Source organism: Pseudoalteromonas sp. S4492 (assembly GCF_005886115.1).
Lineage (GTDB): Bacteria > Pseudomonadota > Gammaproteobacteria > Enterobacterales > Alteromonadaceae > Pseudoalteromonas > Pseudoalteromonas gelatinilytica.
Window position 1 is genome coordinate 39,310 of record NZ_PNCP01000007.1, and the last position, 19,293, is coordinate 58,602.

Sequence of the window (19,293 nt, forward strand, 5' to 3'; positions counted from 1 at the left end):
CCATCTAATGAGGCTTAAGAGGTAGCTTAATACTTTTAAATTGGTGCGGGTTATTTTGTGCAGCCTAATGCGGAAAGCTCAAAACGAATCGCTTATTATCTGTAACGGGGGTTTACAGTTTGCATAAAAAAACCGCAGCTTAACATCTAAGCTGCGGTATTTTTTAATAAAGCATATTTACTTGTTTAGTAGATGCTTTTCGAAGAAGTTAGCCATCATAGTGTGATAGTGTAGGGTAGTGCCTTCACCTTCACGGAGGCTGTGAGAACGGTTCGGGTAAGAGAAAAACTCGAACTGTTTATTGTGCTTAACTAATTCGTTAATTAAACGCTCTGAACCTTGGTAGTGTACATTATCATCTCCGGTACCGTGGATCAGTAGTAACTTACCTTGCAGGTCTTTTGCAAAGGTGATCGGAGACGTGTTGTCGTAACTTTCAGGATCGGTATTTGGGTTACCTGCATAGCGCTCTTGGTAGATAGTATCGTACAAGCGAATATCTGGCACAGGGGCTGAGGCAATACCCACTTTATATTTATCACCATGGCGGAATAACAAATTAAGCGTTGAACTACCGCCACCTGAGTGACCCCATACACCCACACGGTCGGTATCAATGACATCCCAACGTTTTGCCATTGCATCAAGGGCGTCAACTTGGTCTCGTACGGTAATAGAGCCTATTTTTTTGTAGATAGATTTACGCCAATCTCTGCCTTTTGGTGCGCGTGTGCCGCGGTTATCAACTGAGGCAACAATAAAGCCTTGCTGAGTTAGATACGACTTGTATAAGTAACTGTCGCCTTCCCAACGGTCTTGTACTGTTGATCCCCATGGCTCACCATAGACATAGAAAACGATTGGGTATTTTTTGCTTTTATCCATATTCGCAGGGAACATGATGTAGCCATCAAGCTCAACACCATCGCGCGCATTAACCGTAAAGAACTCGTGAGTCGGTAATTGCTCAGTCGCTAATTTCTCTTTTAATGCTGTGTTCTCAACTAAGGTTTTCACATTGCTGTGATCGCTTACTTTGATAATCTCTTTCATTGGTGGCGTGCCAAACTTAGAGAAGGTATGCATCGCCCAAGAGGTATCTTTAGACATGTAATAGCTGTTTGAACCATCAAATGACTCAGGCGTTACGCGCACCGGTTTAGAGCTGCCATCAAGCGAGGTACGGAATAAATAACGTTGGCCAGGATCATCCGGTGATGCAGTAAAGTACATAACGTTTTTATCTTCGTTGAGCGCTAGCATATCAATGATGTCGTACTCGCCCGGTGTTAAATCAACAACCGTTTTACCATCGCGAGATACACGGTATAGATGACGCCAACCATCACGCTCACTGTGCCAAATAAAGAACTTACCGTCTTTTGACCAGTTTGCTTTATAAAACCACTCAATAAAGGCATCGTCTTTATCTTCAAGAATTTTAGTCAGCTGTTGTTTTTGCCAGTCGAATAACCAAACCTTGTTGTGGCTTTGCGGGCGGTTAAGATCTTGGATCATCAAAGATTCACCAGTACCTGCCCAGCTAATACGTGGGATATAACGATCGCGATTATCGCCACCTAGTTCAGCCCAACGGGTTTTCTTGTCGCTAAGACTGACCACACCCACTTTAACCGCAGAGTTCATCTCGCCGGCTTTTGGATACGGAAATTCTTTAAGGGTAGGGTAGAGATCATCGGTGTTATTGATCATGGTGAAGTATTTAACGCCACTGGTATCAAGCTGCCAATAGGCAATTGATTTGTTGTCTGGACTCCAGCGGAAACCATCACGAATGGTAAATTCTTCTTCGTATACCCAGTCAAAATTACCATTAACAATGGTGTCGTTACCGTCAGTGGTTAAAGCAGTCACAGCCTTGCTGCCGACTTTTTCCATGTAGATGTTGTTATCACGCACGTAAGCTACTTTTGAGCTATCAGGTGAGAACTTAGCAAACATCAGCTTTTTCGCTTCGATGTTTTCGCCACCTAACTGATACAGCGAATCAGTTTCGAGGTTTAAAAGCCAAAAATCACCACGGCTACGTGAGCGCCACACTTGCTCGCCATTGGTAAAAACCATCAGCCATTTACCATCTTTAGACCATTGATAGCTTTCAACAGTGAGTGGCTCTTTCTCACCTTTGGGAATTAATTTTTCGTAGCTAACAAGTACCTTACGACCCGTGCCATCGGCGTTATAAAACACAATATCATTGCCTTTTACGCCGTGCTCATCGTCTTTAGCTTTGTCGTCTTGGTTGCTTTTATCGCTTTCGCGCTCTTCAAGTACCGTATAACCAGTACCATCATCGAGCCACGTAAAATAGGTGCTACGCTCAGCTTTAAAGTCTTTTTCTTTATAAATTTGTTCAAGCGAGAGCGGATTAGCCGTTGCGTTCACTTTTGCTGATGGCGTGCTCGCTTGCTCTGTACTTGAGCATGCTTGCAAACCTAAACCCGCAACCACAGCAAACGCAAGGGTTGATGTTTTTATTAAGTTCATTTTGTTGTTCCTAGGTTTTAACTTACCTAGCGTACCAAAATAAACTTATAAAATCTGAGCTTTTATCGTGTTATCAGGGGGGTTGAACTTAAACTCAATCGTCCCACAAGAACATACTGGCTTGCTTGTTGGCAATACGTAGTTCGTAGATATCACTACAAGGGCGCATCGCCGCACCATAGCAAACATGTAACGGCAATAAGTGCTCTTCACGAGGGTGACTAAAACGCGCAGCAGGGGCCATTTTCCACTCTAATAACTTAGCTTGTCGCTGCTGCTCACTCAGCTCAGTATTGCCACATACATCGACTAACCATTGCTCAAAAGCGATATTTTGCGCTTTAATTTCAGCTGTTTCAGGCGTAAAAAATGCGCGCATATTATGAAAAGTAAAGCCAGAACCAATGATCAATAAATTATCGTAATCAAGCTGTTGTAAAGCCTCACCTATCGCTAGGTGTAAGCTTGGCTCAAGGCTTGGATGTAACGACAATTGCACACAAGGTATATCTGCCTCTGGATACATAATCTTCAAAGGCACATACATACCGTGATCAAAGCCACGAGATGGGTTTAAAGTGCTATCGATATTAGCCTTTGCCAATGCTTGATGTACTTTTTCGGCAAGGGCTGGTTCGCCAGGGCTTGGGTACTCAATACTGTAAGCAGGCTCAGGAAAACCATAGTAATCATAAATTAGCTCAGGAGCAGCGCTCGAAGTGATGCTAATTGGGTTCGCTTCCCAGTGTGCACTCACCATCAAAATAGCTGACGGCTTTTGAATTTTTGCAGCAATAGACTGCAAACAAGTAACCATATCAGCATGACTTGGATCGCCAAGTAAAGGCATAGGACCGCCGCCATGTGAAACAAAGAAAACGCGTGGCTTTTGCATAAATGTGCTCCTTAAATACGCTTATCACTATAGTGCACGCACAGAGATACAATAACCAGCCACAAAAACGCACAATTAGGGTGTGAATTTACACACCACTAGTTTGTAAGTACTAACTTAAATACCAAGCAACGTTCATGGCGGGGATTTGCCCTCTTAAGCCACCTTCGAGAGGCTCTTTGCACAGTAATGTTAGCTGATAAAAAGCATCGTAGTGCTGATGTAGCTCATCGGCGACTACACTAAACGGCGGACCCGAAAATTCATTTTGCTGATACTCAAAGACCACCACTAATTGTTTAGCTCTATTGGTCAACTCTAGTAAATGCTGGGTATAGCGAATGCGCATGGGCTTTGGCAGCGCAACTAAGGCAGCACGGTCATAAACCGCGTTGATAGTGCCAAGTTCATTCGCGGTCAGTGCAAAGATATCACCTACCCAAACGGTTAGATTTGCGCCTTGGTAACGTAATAGCTCGCCGTGTTGGCTGATTTCGGGTTCTAGTTTTAACTCATCAAATAATTGCTTAATGGCAATCTCACTAAGCTCAGCCCCAACAACACGCATACCTTGCGCGAGCAAATAATGAATGTCGTGAGTTTTGCCACACAGTGGCACAAAAACAGTATCGCCTTGCTGTAAATTTAAGTTAGTAAAACAGTGATCTAGGTAACGGTTAACGTCTCCTTCATGAAAACCTATTTCGTTATTTTCCCAACGTTGATGCCAATGCTTTGCGTCCATTACTTACTCCTAAATAAATTGAATGAATTGAGCTGATAAATTTAATCCGACACCAAAAAGTAGGTGAGTTACAGCACTTTTTAAGCGGGCTTGAAGTGGGTTTGCTGTTTTCGTAGCCATTATCCCCATCCCTAAAGCGGGCTGCATAACAAAAAATGGCATAGATACGCTAGCTAATCCAAATATACATGCAGCGATTAAGGTGGGCTGTTCAAGCCAAGCAATACCGACCAGTAATATAAATAAAAACGAAAATAAAACACCAATAAAGTAGTGGACGAACCAGCCAAACACGCACTCAAAATGCTTAACAGGGCTAGCTGCTATATTCTGGTGCATAAACTTTCCATCTAATAACCCCAAGCCCCAACGGCCAACTAAACAAAAGTTTAATGAAGGGATCTTAAACACTTTAGCCAGCAAAAAAGCATAAAGATCAATGAACAAAGTCGCCGCTATGCCTACAAAAGTTATCACATAAATATCATTAACACTCATTATTAGATGCTCTTAAATGATTTAATAAAAGGCATGATATCTAATTGCAAAAGTGCTAAAAATAGTAAGATAAACAAACTATGATTGCATAAATGAGATCATGATTGACGATATCGCTCTATTCATACAGATTGTTAAGCAAGGCGGCCTAAGTAATGCGGCTAAGAACTTGTCTCTGCCTACCGCAACAGTGTCGAGACGCTTACAACGACTTGAGCAACGCTTAGGTGAGCAGCTATTAAATCGCTCAGCAAGGCAATGCACGTTAACGCAAGCAGGGGAGGTGTATTTTCAAAGTTATGTTGAATTAATTGAGCAATTTGAACAAACTCACCGCCAGCTTAATGAGCAAAAAGCACAATTGTCAGGAAAGCTTAAAGTTTTAGCACCTCTGAATATTAGTCATGGTTTCTTAAAGCCGATGTGGCTCGCATTCACTAAACAGTACCCTGATATTCAACTTGAGCTACTGCTTAATAACCAACTTGAAGATCTCAGTAAAAGCCAAGCTGATATAGCAATAAGAGTAGGGCCGCAGGCTGATTCTATGCTCCATCAGAAAAAGTTAGGCAGTGTTGATACCTTATTTGTAAGCACTAAAGCATACCTTAATTCGGCATCTGCCATAGAAGAGCCTAGTGATTTAAAACAACATAGGTTAATTGGTACCACGTTGAGAAATAAGTGGCAGCTAACCAATACTCAAACGAATGCAACTTATACTCACATGTGCCGATTTGCTAGTACTTTTAACGATACTGGATTTGTAAAATACTTAGTTTGTGATGAGCAAGGTATCGCTTTGTTACCTCGGTTTGAGGTTATAGATGAATTAAAATCTCAGCAGCTAGTTCAAGTACTGCCACACTGGCGAGGAGAAAACCGCGACATTTATGCAATCTGGCCAAGCGCACGTTTACTGAGTAAAAAGGCTGCCTGTCTAAAGCAGTTTATAACCGACTATATTGCTGAACAATTATAAAGTCTGCCATTGATATTCCATCTGTTTGGCAGTCAGTAGGGCGTGTTCGTAACTAATAAACTCAGCGACTAACGCTAGGCTCATATCAATGCCAGCAGAAATCCCCCCTGAGCTGGTAAACTTACCGTCGGTGACCCAACGAGTATCTGCAATCACGTTAAGATCAGAAAACATAGCAGCCAGCTCAGGTTGATCTTGCCAATGAGTCGTGACATTTTTACCGTTTAAAAGCCCAGTTTTAGCAAGCAAAAACGCCCCCGTACAAACACTCGCAACACGCTTGGTGTTAGTGGCTGTGTGTTTTAACCAAGTAATAACCTCTGCTTTTTCGAGCTCTAGTGTATGGTCGCCACCAACCACAACAAGGAGATCAAGCAAAGGGCAATCAGCAAAGCTGTAATGGGGGTTTACACTATAACCACCACGGGCAAGTACAGGCCTATCATTTTCGGCAATTAAACTCACTTGCCAGTCATTATTCGCTAGGCGCTTGGCAGTACTAAACACCTCAAACGGACCTGAGAAATCGAGCACTTCGGCATCATCATAGATGTAAATTCCAATATTCATACAATTGTTCCTATTATGTGGATTTATTTCTCAAGTAAAAAAACGTACTATGCCATTTTTGCAGTTCGTTAATGACATATTATTAAATTGCGCACTGTATACAAACAAAACTTCAAGGCATTGTTAATGCGTTTTTTATTATTATTGAGCGTGCTGCTGGTTGGTTGTAAAACAACACAGCAAAGCGTTGCTGAAATTAGTGAGGTATCGCCGGGCACTATTTATTTTCAGGGCGAAACATCAAAGCAAAATGTTGAAAAGTTTGAACAATTATTAGTAAATAGCGATCAGCAAATCAACACCTTAATTATTAATAGCGAAGGTGGTGATGTGATGGCAGGTCTCCATTTCGGAGGCTTAGTTCATGAATATCAACTCAATGTTGTGGTACGCGAGCTTTGTGCATCGTCTTGCGCCAATTATGTCGTTACCGCAAGTCCACATGTCTTCGTTGAAGAGCAAGCCGTTATAGGCTGGCATGGCGGCTCATTACAGCCACTATACGTGCCAATGGAGCAGCCGCCCGAGGTCGCTAGCTATATAGCAAAATGGCAAACCGCAGAGCGACAATTTTTCGATATCATCAATGTTGAACAAGCGGTTACTATCATAGGGATGATGCCAGGTATTACCGAGAAACGTGATGCTGCTATTTATAGTTACGATACCCAAACCCTGAAACGTTTAGGGTTACATATCGAGTTTGCAGGTGCGCAAACGGGGATGTCAGCAAGTGGTGAAAAAATCGCGCAAGTATTCGAGCTTGAAGAGTCTGTACTTAACCACTTTTTGATGCTCAACGATATCGTGTCAGCTGAACTTGTTAACTAATACCAATCCGCAATAATACTTAATTAAGCGAATTGGTATAACAAAAAAGCCAACATTACGTTGGCTTTTTTGTATCGCATTTAATCTAACTCTAATTGGGCTTTTTCAACACTTTCCACGGGTAACTCTTTTTGAACAGAAACCCCCAATTCTTTGAACTCAGAGGCCTGCTTAATCAAGTTTCCTTTACCACGATACAGCTGAGAAAATGCTTTATCATAGCTTTCTTTGGCGCGGTCTAATTGCTTACCAACCCCTTCCATACTGGTTAGGAAACCATTGAGTTTGTTGTAAAAACGCTCTGCACGAGCGGCAAGCTCTTTTGAGTATTTAGTTTGCTCTTCAAAACGCCACAGTTGTTTTACGATATTCAAACTAGTCAATAAGGTCGTTGGAGTAGCAACTAAAATGTTCTTTTCGATTGCTTGCTGATAAATATCACTTTGGTACTTAAGCGCTTCAACAAAAGCCGACTCTATAGGTACAAACATGATCACCACTTCTGGTGAGTTAATACCCGGTAGTCTGTCGTAGGCTTTGCTTGCTAACTCGTTTATACGCGATTGCACCGCCATAACATGCTCTTTAAGCGCTTGCTGAGCCTCAAGCTCTGTATCGGCATTTACATAGCGTGTATACGCGTTTAAAGAGGTTTTAGCATCAATAACTAAATGACGTTGTTGAGGTAAATACACTACAACATCTGGGCGTAAGCGGCCATCTTCGGTGTTAAACGACACTTCACGCTGATAATCTACTCCAGCACGCAGCCCTGCGCTGTCTAGTACATTTTCAAGCATTAACTCTCCCCAATTACCTTGGGTTTTCTTTTGCCCTTGTAATGCGGTGCTCAGCCTATCAGCTTGTTCGGTGATGGCTTGGCTTTTAGCCTGTAAATGCAATAACTCAGTTTTTAGTGCTGCACGTTGCTTTAGATCTTCAACGTGGATCAATTCCATTTTATCGCGAAAGCCTTTTAGTTCACCCTGAACCGGTTTTAATAATTGCTCAATACTTTCTTGGTTTAAGGTTTTAAAACGCTGCGATTTTTCTTCAAGGATTTGATTAGCGAGATTTTCAAACTCTTTTTTGAGTTGCTCTTTGCTTTCTTTGATATGACTAAGCTGCTCTTTAAAATGCAGTTCTTTTTGCTCTACTGTGCTTCGTAAGGTACTTAAATCAACATCCCGCTGATTAAGTGCAGCTTTTGTATCAGCAAGCTCAGCTTCAACTTGACGCCAAAATTGGTTGTATTGTTGTGCTTGTTTTTCTTGTTCTACGAAACGGGTTTTAAAGTGTTGAGACTCATCACGTTGTTCAGCGTAATCTTGCTGTAGCTGCGAAAGGGTATGCTGGGTTTCTTGCAATTGCAGCTGCTTTTGTTCTAAGTGATTTTGCAGGATTTGCTGGCTATTTTGCAGATCAGTTAACTGATTTTTTAAGCGACTTTTTTGTAGTGCAAAAATGACACCACTAGTAACAGCACCTACAGCAGCACCAAGTACTCCACTTTGCCAATTAATCTGTGTAATTAGCTCTGTAATCATAACGAAAACTCAATAACTTAAAGACACATCATCATAACGAATTAGCGCACAGCAGAGTAGGGGGTTTAGGCATAAAAAAAGCCAGCTCAAGGTGAGCTGGCTCTAACATTACTAAAATTTAGTAACCAAATGGGAAATCAACATAATGCTTATGTAAACTGCAATTTAACAACAAGCATAATAATAGACGCCCCAAAATTTGATTAGTTCAAAAAAACTTTAAAAAAATTTAATTTTTTATCAGTGCGAGCATTTGCTTTTCATCAAACTGAGTGAAACTCATTGATTTTTCGGTAAATAAAGCATCAACAAGGGCTTGCTTATGCTGCTGCATTTTAAATACTTTTTGTTCAATTGAGTTAGCCATAATCAATTTATAAACAAACACTGGGTTCGTTTGGCCAATTCGATAGGCACGATCTGTCGCTTGTTTCTCAACAGCAGGGTTCCACCAAGGATCAAAATGAATCACAGTATCAGCTTGAGTTAGGTTTAGCCCTGTACCGCCGGCTTTAAGGCTAATTAAAAACACGGATGTATCACCTTGAGTAAACTCTTCGATAACACGGTCGCGGTGTCGTGTTTGCCCTGTGAGCATACTAAAGCTGATGCCTAATTCATTTAATCGCTCTGCTATCACATCAAGTGCCATGGTGAATTGACTAAATATAATCACCTTTCGACCTTCGCTAAGCATGATAGGCAAATGCTTAGATAACCACTCAAGCTTTGCGCTGCCAGCCTGTGAACTAGGATCGATCAATTTTGGATGACAGCAGATTTGTCTTAGCTTTAACAATGCATCTAAAAAGGCTAGCTTACTTTTTTGCACACCTTGCTGCGCAAATAGGTCGACTAATTTCTGTTCTAAAGATTCAGTGATACCGGTGTAGATTTCTTTTTGTTTGCTTTCAAATTCAAACTCTTTAACTAGCTCAGTCTTCTCTGGTAGCTCTTGCGTTACCTGAGCTTTAGTTCGACGCAAGATAAATGGCATGATCAACGATTTAAGCTCATCTGCACGGGCAACATCGTTATCACGCTCAATAGGCGTTTGAAAATAACTCTTAAAATGTGTTTGCGAACCAAGCAAAGAGGGCATTGCAAAGTCGAGCAAAGATTTAAGCTCAAATAAGTTATTTTCAATAGGCGTGCCGCTTAAGCAGAGCTTAAAGTCAGCATTAAGGCGCTTAACTAACCGCGATACCTGCGCGGCATCGTTTTTGATATATTGCGCTTCATCAAGAATGATGTTTTCAAAATACAGCGGCGAATAAAAGGCAATGTCACGTTTCAACAGTGGGTAAGTTGTTAAGATACAATCTGCTTGCGACAACTGTTGTAATTGGTCGCTGCGCGCAGCACCGAAGACAGTGGTGATTTTTAAGTTGCTCGCAAACTTATTGATTTCGCTTTGCCAATTACCGACCAAGCTGGTTGGGCAAACAATTAACGTAGGGCCTGCTTGTGGTGATTGCTTGGCATTAGCTAAAAAGGCAATAACTTGTAAGGTTTTACCTAGCCCCATGTCATCTGCCAAAATACCACCAAGTTGATGACGTTTTAAAAAGTTAAGCCAATCAACACCGTGCTGTTGGTACTCACGTAATTGCACACCTTGGTTTAAGCCTTGAATATCGGACTTTTTAATAAGTTGTTGTGAGCTATTTAGTTCAGATAAGTACGCATCAAGTGCATCGTCGACAATATTAACCTTAATTGCTTTTTGCTCGATAAGCTTAGGCAAAAACGATAAAGGCATTAAGATTTCGTCACGGGTTTTAATATGCTCAAAACGTTCACGATAATCATTAAGTTGCATCATCGCGGCCTTTTCTACCACCGCAAAGCGTTTCCCTACTGTAAAGTAATAAAAGCGTTCACTTTGTCTGTTAAGTGACTGATAAGTATTATTATCTGTAACAAATAGTTGCTGAGTTTTGACACCAGAGATCACGATTTTACCAACTATCTGATGGCCTTTACCACGCTCAACTTGCAGTGAAAGTTGTTTTAGAACTTTGCCGACGTCTAACTCATCATTAATTTTCCAACCACGTTTTAATAAGTTTGGAATTATTTCGAACTTTAACCAGTGCTCATGAATAACTGATTGTTTATTAAAGACAAACTCTGATTGTAAAGCCCCTTTACATAATTCAAAGCCAAGGTTAGTTAACTCATTTACAACGGTGTTTTCTAATGACTGATTTAGTATATCCGCTGGCGCTTGGCTTAAATCATACAAAGAGTTTTGATAATTAAACTGCAATGATAAACGAATTGTTCCCTCATCATTATTAATACTGATGACTGGGAATACCGTTCTAGCTAGGCTTTTTTTACTTTGCTTAAATGCATGAGGGATCACACCTTCGCCAAAATTATCATTGAGTTGTTGATAAACGCGGTCAAAGTTCTCTGTGTGAATAGCTGGCATATTGGCAAGTAAAGCAATCTCATCTGCCGTTAACGGAGTACGAATACGACCTACCTTTAGTTTTTCAGGGTCAAGATAAGTAGGGGGGGTTGTTTTAAGCAATAACCAATTATCTTGGCCAGCAAGCGTCATGCTCAACGATGTTAAGTCTTTGTTTTGTTTCCAATCAAACTCTAATGCTTGCATGCTATCAGCTTTAATTGCTTGGCGAGAGCGACCTAAAAACAAACGCTGGGTAGCAATTAATTGCTGCAGTGCTGCAAAACCCCATTGGCCTTTAAGCTCTAATTTACCAAGGGCATTTTGAGAACGGATCCAGCTATATAAACGAAAATCAGTTTCTAATAAATCAGTGGGGGTTACAAAACTATTTAACTGCTGCTCGGTTAGGTTTCGTCCGAGAGTATAATTATGCTCAGCATCATAATTAGCAATTTTAGGGGTAAGGGTGACAACAGATTTCTCTACATCAAGGACGAATAATAAAACGTGTTTGGCATTATCGTTGGCAATTTGCTTAAGGGTTTTAAGCTCACTAAACCAGTCGTTAATGATGTAGTCTTCCCCATAATCGCCAGAATGTTCTATTTTGAGCTTAAGGAGCACAGCCGCGATATGACGGCACTTGGTTTTAGAACCACAAGTACAATGTGAATCGACCGAAAAGCCACTTGGTAATTTACTGATCTCAATATGCTGAGTGAAGGTATTTCCTTCGTTACCAAACATAGATGCATCGATAACACTAAAATCACTGTTATGTTCTAACCAATTGATTTGGCCGTTCTGGTGATACTCTTTCGCTTTACTTAACACATGTGGCTTAAACAGCTGTTTAATGAAGCGCTCAGACAGAGGAAACTGAGTTTCTTGCTCTTGTTTGATTTCTTCAAAGATAGCTAATAAGTCATTTTTGGATAAGTTAGCAGACATAACGCTTTTGGCAGTATAAACAAAAAATAATTCTGCCAGTATATGATCGATCGGCCCAGAGCTAAAGCACTATTGAGCAATATTAGACTGGTTGGAGCTGATAACTTGGTAAAAAACTGTATTTAGATAAAGTAAAAGCTAAAAAGTGATAGGCTGAGCATTTAACAAACAACAATCGCACAAGATATAAACAGGTTAATAACAAGGTGGGGGCTTTACAGATCGTTTTTTTACTAACCAAGCAGGGTAAAGTGCAAAAAAGCCTGTAAAGGGGCGATAAGTTAGTAAAAAATTGATCTGACAACCCAAAAAGAGCTGTATTTTGCTTTTTCAGATCATCATTTTACTAACAAAAAGGAAGAGTAGATCACGCTTTTACTAACTGTAAAAGCGCGATAGATCATTATTTTACTAACTAGTTAAAGCTATTTAAAAGTTTAGTTAGCTGCTCTAAGCGTTTGTCTGTCATCACTTTATTATCGATTTTGACAGATAAATCACCGCTTTTAATATTGCGTTGTACGCTAACAAACTCACTGTCGATAAGCGCTTCACGACGGCTAGGGGCTGCTGGTTCAGCGGTTAATAGCTTAGTTATTGCAAGAGCACGTTTATCATCGCTAGTCATTTGCGCAATTTCGGCATCACTACTTACGTCATTAACTAGCTTGGTGAACAGTTGCTCATCACGCTCTTTAGCGCTAATAAGCTTTTTAGCCACTTCACGGCCAACATGGTTCGCCGTAGGGTAGAGACTTAAAACCGACGCTGGTAGGTTCTCGTAGGCTTTGATAGCGTCAGCAATGGCAGTGTGTGATACCCCCTCAATTGCAGCAATCTCACGATAAGAGCCTTTTTTACCTTCAGCAATAAGCTCATCACGGGTCTGTTGATAAGCCTGACCAAGCTCCCATAGACTTGGCGCAATGTATTGATCTGATGATACAGCAAGAATTTTAGCATCTTGATCAGTAAAATCTTCAGAGCTTAGAACTAAATAATCAGAGTTACTTAAGATACATGCTTTACGACGACGAGAGCCTGCTAATACAAGCATTTCATCACCTTTATCCCAACATAGGGCAGGGTGCTGGTTACGGCCGTCTTCGGCAATTGCAGGTAGAATATCAGCGACTGACTTTTCATTTAGTAATGATTGTACTCGGCGGTTTTTACCATATACCTTTGTTTTAGCTTCAATTTCTGAGCTTGGAATGACCTTACACACTAAAGTGATTTGGCGATTAGGATCGCTTGGAGCAGGCATACTGATAACATCACCAGCAGAAGCTTGCTCTAGTAAAGCATCTAAACTGCTGCTTTCGATAGACGTTGAAAAAGGGTCTAAGCTGGTATCGTTTTTACGTTTTTTAGCCATTTTTATTAATTACCTTACTTAGCTGGATTGAGAGTCGATTGAGTTGATAGCCAATTCGAACGGATCAGCATTTCAAGTTCATCAACCACATCTTTGATATTTTCTTGAGCGCGGAGTAATGACTCACGACTCGCCAGGCTATCTGACGTTTTTTGATCAAAAATAGTATTAAAAGATGATGAGCTGGCAGTAATTGCAGAACTATGATTAATTGGATAGCTCATAACTTGGCGTCCAAAGGCACTACGTACATCTTTAACGATGTCGCGCTGTGAATGGTTACCTTTAACATAGTTAGTCACTAAGAATTGCATAAAATCCCAGCCTTCGTGACCAAGGGCTGCAACTGTATGGTAAATCTCACCTAAACGTTTTAAATATTTGTTGTTTGCATCAAAATCAACAGCCTCTGGATGAACAGGAATAAGCATCGATGTTGAAGCCATTAATGCATTATAAAACATAAAGTTAAGAGATGGAGCTGTATCAATTAAAATAATATCAAATTGGTCTTTAACCGGCTCAATAACTTTTTCTAGCAGTTTATGATAATGACGTGTTTTATCGTAACTAGAGCTATCTTTTAATAAAGTTGCTGTTTCATGTTCAAAATAAAAGTCATCCATACCAGATGGTAAAATACGAATATTTGGAATATGAGTAGGTAGGAAAGAGTTGCTTACTAACTCATCCCAGGTTTCATTTTCTTCAAGCTCAATGCAATCACGCATTAAATCACCAACTGTAATTGGATCAGGCTCACTTGGAGGGAAGAAACTTGACGAAGAACCTTGTGGATCAAGATCAATAATACCAATTCTGTAACGTTTAATATTGGTCGTTGCTAGGGCCGCTGCAATATTCACCATACTAGTCGTTTTACCACAACCACCTTTAAGTGAATTGATCACAATTACTTGCAATTTATCATCAGCAGTACGGTGATCAGGCTTAATATCCATGATATCAGCCATAGCAAAAATATTTACAAGTGTGTAAGCATAGTGGCCATTTGCACCACGTTTGATATTAAGTTCGTCAAAATCACCATTATCATGGCGTCTTTTTAAAGTACGATTATTACAGCCTAATAAATCAGCAGCTGCTTTTTGGGTGTAAGTACGAAGTTCTTTTTCTTCAGACTTAAGGTGGGCACGATAATGTTGAATACGTCCTTCTAGCGATTTTTCAGCAACTTCTGCTGTCGCTTTTAGTAACCTATAAGTGGCTAGCGCATTATTATTGATAGACATACTTTCTTCCTCAAAGTTATGCTTTAAGTATAATGTCCATTCAAATTGCTGTAAACAAGTATTTAAGACGACATGCCTTTTATTAATAAGACATTTAATAAAAATTTGTAACTTTACTGATGCTAAGTATAAATAAGTAAGTTTAATATCGGTTAAGTATATAGGTATATAAGGTTAAGATGCTAAAATAGAATAATATCTATCTGATTTAATTGAATATTTTATAAAATAGCAGATCATAGTTTTACTTGGTTAAGATCAGATCTCTTATTACTCACAGATCAGCTTATTACTAAGTAAAAAACAGGCTTTTGAGTTATGCACAGTTTAATCACTAAATTACTCACAAATATGCCTGAGTAGATCATAATTTTACTAACTAAATTAGAAAGTTATGCACTGAGAACTCGGTAAACTAATGCATTTAGTTAGTATGGATCTGATCTATAGTTGGTACAGATCAGATCTATGCTAACTTGAACTTGATTTATCCACATGCAATTTCAAAAAAGGAGATTTATGTCGTGTTAATTAGCCTTAACAAGGCGATTCACAGGACATAATTTGAACTGAGTTAGTAAAATCACGACCTATCAACTATAACTTAGTAAAAATCTGATCTGAAAATTAGCTTTTACGAATGAGTTAGTATAAAACTGATCCTAAGAAATTAATTAAGATCGGATCAAGTTTTTACTAACTTAAACATTTAACTTTTGAAGTTTTATGTGTTGTTATTAACTGTCGAAGAAAAATTGGAAATAAGAACAATGAGCCGAAAGGTCAACATCTCGGTAGATAACTTACCCGATACATTACGCGGGCAGATCCACGGGGTGGAAAGTGCAATAGATAATGAAAGTCTTGCACTATTTACAGACAACAAAGATGTGCGCGTTTCAATTGAAAATGCTGCACATGGTTTGAGAGCTTACTCAAATACTTTTAATCATTATGATTTATGGGGACGTTTTGTCCGTTCTGGTCATAAGAAGCTTCCGGTTGAAGAAGCACCAAAGAAAACCATCGTAACACGAAGAATCTCTGAAAAAGTTGACGGCATTCTTTATGATGGCGAAATCAAAATTACGCCAGCGGTAGTAAGCACAAGAAAAGATGGTGAAGATGTTGAATATCTTGTTTGGCCATCTGATCGTGAAGAAAAGGTCGAGCGTGCCTTAATTCGTTTAGCCTCTAAAGGTAAAATTGTAAAAATTAATTTTAAATCGGGTATTCAATACGCGGTTGTTTTTTCAATGAATGAATTAGCGCAAGAGCTGAAAGCGGTTGGCCAGTCAATGCCGTATCCGCAAATCAAAGAATCATTAGAAGCTTTGCAAGGTTCTAAACTTTCTTTTAGATACTCAGCAACCGACACTCGCAATTCTGATATTGATGATTCATTTTACGAATCGAATATGAACTTTTTGTCGTCACTTCACTTTAGCGGTAAAAAAGGACAAGGCGGAAACGTAAAGTGTGTTGCATGTTTAAATGCCTTCGTTCATAACATGATCGATAACCTTGAATATAAAGGTTATTACTTTAATAGTGCGCAAGAATTAAAACGCGGTTTGTCACGTTGGATGATGCTTCGTTTATATCATTTATGGCGTTACGCGGCACCGGGTAAGACCTACCATTTCCGACTATTATCAATCATGGAAAAATACGGTTCTATCTATTCGACAGATGAAATTACAGAAAATAAATTAAAAGCTTTGCGTCGTGATATGACGACAACAATGAAAGATTTAATAGAGAAAGGTGCAATCTCTGAATATAACATTACCAATGTTAAAGATGACAAGACAGGTAATATTATTGATTACACTTACGAGATGCATCCGTCTGACCAATTTTGTGATGAGATCCTTACGCTTAATAAGCATAACAAACGAATCGAAATTCAAGGTGGAAAACGTATCGTTGAGAATGCGGTATTAATCGATGAAGACAAAATTGAAGAAATAGTCGAAGACTAATTTCTTTAATACTCTCTACTATATAGAAAAGGCCACTGATGTGGCCTTTTTAACATAATCAATCTGTTACTTGTTCTAAGTAAAGTCTATCTACTAAGAAATCATATTCTCTTTTACGAGGGTGGCTTTCAGGTTTTTGATAATCAGTTAATGTACCAAGTTTTACATCAGGTTCTGGATTGATCAAAATAAAAGGTAAAGCAGCACTAACATGATATCGGTTTTGAGCGGTATATCTTACATTAACTTGTGGGCTAACTCTTGTTGGCCTGCGAATTCGTAATTTTTCTTTATCACCTAAACTTGCAACACGACTTTGTTCTTGTGCAACTAGCGCTTGCCAAGAGTGTTGGTCGATCATTCTTGGATTTGAATAACTTGCCGATTTATCCAACATTGCTAAAGCCATTTTTTTTGTTAGCGTTTTAGTTGCATGTTTGTGCATCCAAGTAAAACGAACAGAGTAGGGCGATTCAGTTTCAAAATGAATCTTACGATATGCAGCAAGTGTAATGAGATTAGGAACTGCATTGTGCACCGCTTCAAACCGCGCATCATTATTATCGATAGCTATTACGCTATTTTTAAAATCAGCTTTGGCTTTATTCAACTGATTTATCCGTGCAATGAAATGTTGCTTATCGACATCTTTTAAAACTAATAAGCCTGGATGTCTTTTTAAAACTCGACTACTTAATCCTGTCTTTTTATAAAAATCACCAAAGGAATTTAGAATTAGTTTATGAGCATCATCGCCTTCAATTTTATGTACACTAATTGAAGAAGGAACTTTCTTTTCGTCGTTTATATCGATATCTGGCAGTTGATAATATGATGCCTTATGAAAACCCACTTCCTTTAATTCTTCACAAAATAAATGAGTTAATTCACTTACTAAATCAAACTGACTACGTATTTCTAACTTGGAACTCATAGGAACACATCTTACTTAAATTTAATTCAATTCTAATCTTATCACTTGATTATTTAAAGTTAATTTCTTTTTATTGCTGACCTAATACTTAACCCCAATATAGTATGATGTGTTCTTTAGTGTATTTGCTAGTACAACTTTTTAATTTGATCAATGTAGATTTAAAAAAGGATGTTTTATACATGTAAAGCAGAGGTTACACTATGGCTTGATTTAGGTAAGATGTGTTCTTCTGTAGTGCATCAACTAAAAATATCGTAAAACAGGTGTAACTAACTGGTTTAAAACAATAAAAAATTGGAGCTCTAATTGTTAATATCGAAACTGTTTATCAAATAACGAAATAATCATAAATAGCTGAATATTGTCCTTGAACTTAGTACGTGCAATAAGTTAGTTTTCGTTAACGGTCTATGTTAGGAATGAGGAAAGAACATGCAATCGTGGAACCCAGACAGCTGGAGAAAACTGCCGATACTTCAGCAGCCAGAGTACCCAGATCAAGAAGCCCTAAAATCAGTTGAAGGGCAATTAAAAAGCGCACCACCTTTAGTATTTGCTGAAGAGACGCGTAGCTTATACAAACAATTAGAAGCTGTATGTGAAGGCAGAGCCTTTTTATTACAGGGTGGTGATTGTGCAGAGTCATTCAGTGACTTTAATGCTGCAAATATCCGCGATACATTTAAAACGCTTTTACAAATGGCCGTTGTTTTAACTTATGGCGGTAAATGCCCTGTCGTTAAAATTGCGCGTATGGCTGGTCAGTATGCAAAGCCACGTTCATCAGATTATGAAACAATTGACGGTGTATCTCTGCCTTCGTACCGTGGTGATATCATCAATAACTTTGAATTTACTGAGCAAGCACGAGTACCCGATCCACAGCGTTTAATGACGGCATATCATCACAGTGCAGCAACGTTAAATTTATTACGCGCATTCGCGCAAGGTGGTTTAGCCGATTTACACCAAGTAAACCGTTGGAACATGGGTTTTGTTGCTGCGAATCCACTTAAAGAGAAATATCAACAGCTAGCAGACAGAATTCAAGATGCGCTTGAATTTATGGAAGTGTGTGGTATCGACTCAACTGTTGCACCAAGCTTAAAAGAAACTGACTTATTTACATCACACGAAGCATTATTATTAGGTTACGAAGAAGCACTAACACGTCGTGACCATTTATCGGGTGACTGGTACGATTGTTCTGCACACTTTGTTTGGATTGGTGAGCGTACACGTCAGCTTGATCATGCCCACATCGAATTTTTCAAAGGGATTAAAAACCCAATCGGTGTGAAAGTTGGCCCGGGTATGGACCCAGATGAGCTAATCAAACTTATCGATGCCGTTAACCCAGATAACATTCCAGGTCGCTTAACGTTAATTACACGAATGGGTGCTGATGTTCTGCCTGAAAAACTACCGGCACTAGTACGTAAAGTACAACAAGAAGGCCGTAAAGTTATTTGGAGCTCAGATCCAATGCATGGCAATACTGAGAAAGCGAGCTCAGGTTATAAAACACGAAGCTTTAATAATATTCTTCGTGAAATTAGTCAGTTCTTTGCAGTTCACAAAGCTGAAGGTTCATACCCAGGTGGTGTTCACCTAGAAATGACTGGCCAGCACGTGACTGAATGTACGGGTGGTGCTTATGGTTTATCAGATGAAGATTTAGCACAACGCTACCGCACACAGTGCGACCCGCGTTTAAATGCAGATCAAGTTTTAGAACTTGGTTTCTTAGTTGCTGATTTATTAAAAGACGCACGTAAGTAACATCTTAAG

At 39.4% G+C, this 19,293-nt stretch carries 14 protein-coding genes; 4 read left to right on the plus strand and 10 right to left on the minus strand.

What is annotated here, in order from left to right:
* Positions 1 to 177: 177 nt before the first annotated feature.
* From CWC28_RS03235 to CWC28_RS03250, 4 genes are all read right to left on the minus strand, one after another.
* Entirely contained in the window at positions 178 to 2,508 is a 2,331-nt protein-coding gene (locus CWC28_RS03235) for a S9 family peptidase (RefSeq protein WP_138624725.1), read from the minus strand.
* A gap of 94 nt (positions 2,509 to 2,602) precedes the next feature.
* Positions 2,603 to 3,403, minus strand: coding sequence for a DODA-type extradiol aromatic ring-opening family dioxygenase (locus CWC28_RS03240; protein WP_063703787.1), 801 nt, complete (start codon positions 3,401 to 3,403; stop codon positions 2,603 to 2,605).
* 112 nt (positions 3,404 to 3,515) lie between these two features.
* On the minus strand, positions 3,516 to 4,148 hold the full coding sequence (tmpT, locus tag CWC28_RS03245; RefSeq protein ID WP_138624726.1) for a thiopurine S-methyltransferase: 633 nt from the start codon (positions 4,146 to 4,148) through the stop codon (positions 3,516 to 3,518).
* Positions 4,149 to 4,157: 9 nt separating this feature from the next.
* Positions 4,158 to 4,646, minus strand: a complete 489-nt coding sequence (locus CWC28_RS03250; RefSeq protein ID WP_063703782.1) for a DUF2938 domain-containing protein — start codon at positions 4,644 to 4,646, stop codon at positions 4,158 to 4,160.
* 100 nt (positions 4,647 to 4,746) lie between these two features.
* Here CWC28_RS03250 and CWC28_RS03255 point away from each other — a divergent pair, with 100 nt between their 5' ends.
* A complete protein-coding gene (locus CWC28_RS03255; protein ID WP_063703779.1) occupies positions 4,747 to 5,628 on the plus strand; it encodes a LysR family transcriptional regulator in 882 nt (293 codons plus the stop codon).
* On the opposite strand, the gene CWC28_RS03260 is transcribed toward CWC28_RS03255, so the two are convergent.
* The gene (locus CWC28_RS03260) at positions 5,623 to 6,198 is read right to left on the minus strand and encodes a DJ-1/PfpI family protein (RefSeq protein WP_138624727.1); all 576 of its coding nucleotides are present in this window, start codon (positions 6,196 to 6,198) and stop codon (positions 5,623 to 5,625) included. The genes CWC28_RS03255 and CWC28_RS03260 overlap by 6 nt on opposite strands.
* A gap of 126 nt (positions 6,199 to 6,324) precedes the next feature.
* On the opposite strand from CWC28_RS03260, the gene CWC28_RS03265 reads away from it, so the two are divergent.
* Positions 6,325 to 7,029, plus strand: a complete 705-nt coding sequence (locus CWC28_RS03265) for a Clp protease/crotonase-like domain-containing protein (RefSeq protein WP_063703775.1) — start codon at positions 6,325 to 6,327, stop codon at positions 7,027 to 7,029.
* Between the two features lie 80 nt (positions 7,030 to 7,109).
* Here the strand turns inward: CWC28_RS03265 and CWC28_RS03270 are convergent, their stop codons facing one another.
* The 4 genes from CWC28_RS03270 to CWC28_RS03285 form a co-directional block, all read right to left on the minus strand.
* Positions 7,110 to 8,576 carry a DNA recombination protein RmuC gene (locus CWC28_RS03270; protein ID WP_105173356.1) on the minus strand — a complete coding sequence of 489 codons (1,467 nt, stop codon included), beginning with the start codon at positions 8,574 to 8,576 and terminating at the stop codon, positions 7,110 to 7,112.
* Between the two features lie 229 nt (positions 8,577 to 8,805).
* Positions 8,806 to 11,949, minus strand: coding sequence for a DEAD/DEAH box helicase (locus tag CWC28_RS03275; protein ID WP_063703771.1), 3,144 nt, complete (start codon positions 11,947 to 11,949; stop codon positions 8,806 to 8,808).
* 415 nt (positions 11,950 to 12,364) lie between these two features.
* Positions 12,365 to 13,327, minus strand: coding sequence for a transcriptional regulator (locus tag CWC28_RS03280; protein ID WP_105173357.1), 963 nt, complete (start codon positions 13,325 to 13,327; stop codon positions 12,365 to 12,367).
* A 14-nt stretch (positions 13,328 to 13,341) separates the two neighbouring features.
* Entirely contained in the window at positions 13,342 to 14,580 is a 1,239-nt protein-coding gene (locus CWC28_RS03285) for an AAA family ATPase (protein WP_063703766.1), read from the minus strand.
* A 770-nt stretch (positions 14,581 to 15,350) separates the two neighbouring features.
* Here CWC28_RS03285 and CWC28_RS03290 point away from each other — a divergent pair.
* Positions 15,351 to 16,565 (plus strand): hypothetical protein, encoded by a 1,215-nt coding sequence (locus CWC28_RS03290; RefSeq protein ID WP_063703764.1) that lies wholly within the window; start codon positions 15,351 to 15,353, stop codon positions 16,563 to 16,565.
* A gap of 58 nt (positions 16,566 to 16,623) precedes the next feature.
* Here CWC28_RS03290 and CWC28_RS03295 read toward each other — a convergent pair whose 3' ends face one another.
* The gene (locus CWC28_RS03295; RefSeq protein WP_063703762.1) at positions 16,624 to 17,499 is read right to left on the minus strand and encodes a DNA replication terminus site-binding protein; all 876 of its coding nucleotides are present in this window, start codon (positions 17,497 to 17,499) and stop codon (positions 16,624 to 16,626) included.
* Positions 17,500 to 17,934: 435 nt separating this feature from the next.
* Here CWC28_RS03295 and CWC28_RS03300 point away from each other — a divergent pair, with 435 nt between their 5' ends.
* Positions 17,935 to 19,284 carry a class II 3-deoxy-7-phosphoheptulonate synthase gene (locus CWC28_RS03300; protein WP_054563102.1) on the plus strand — a complete coding sequence of 450 codons (1,350 nt, stop codon included), beginning with the start codon at positions 17,935 to 17,937 and terminating at the stop codon, positions 19,282 to 19,284.
* The last annotated feature ends 9 nt before the right edge of the window (positions 19,285 to 19,293 follow it).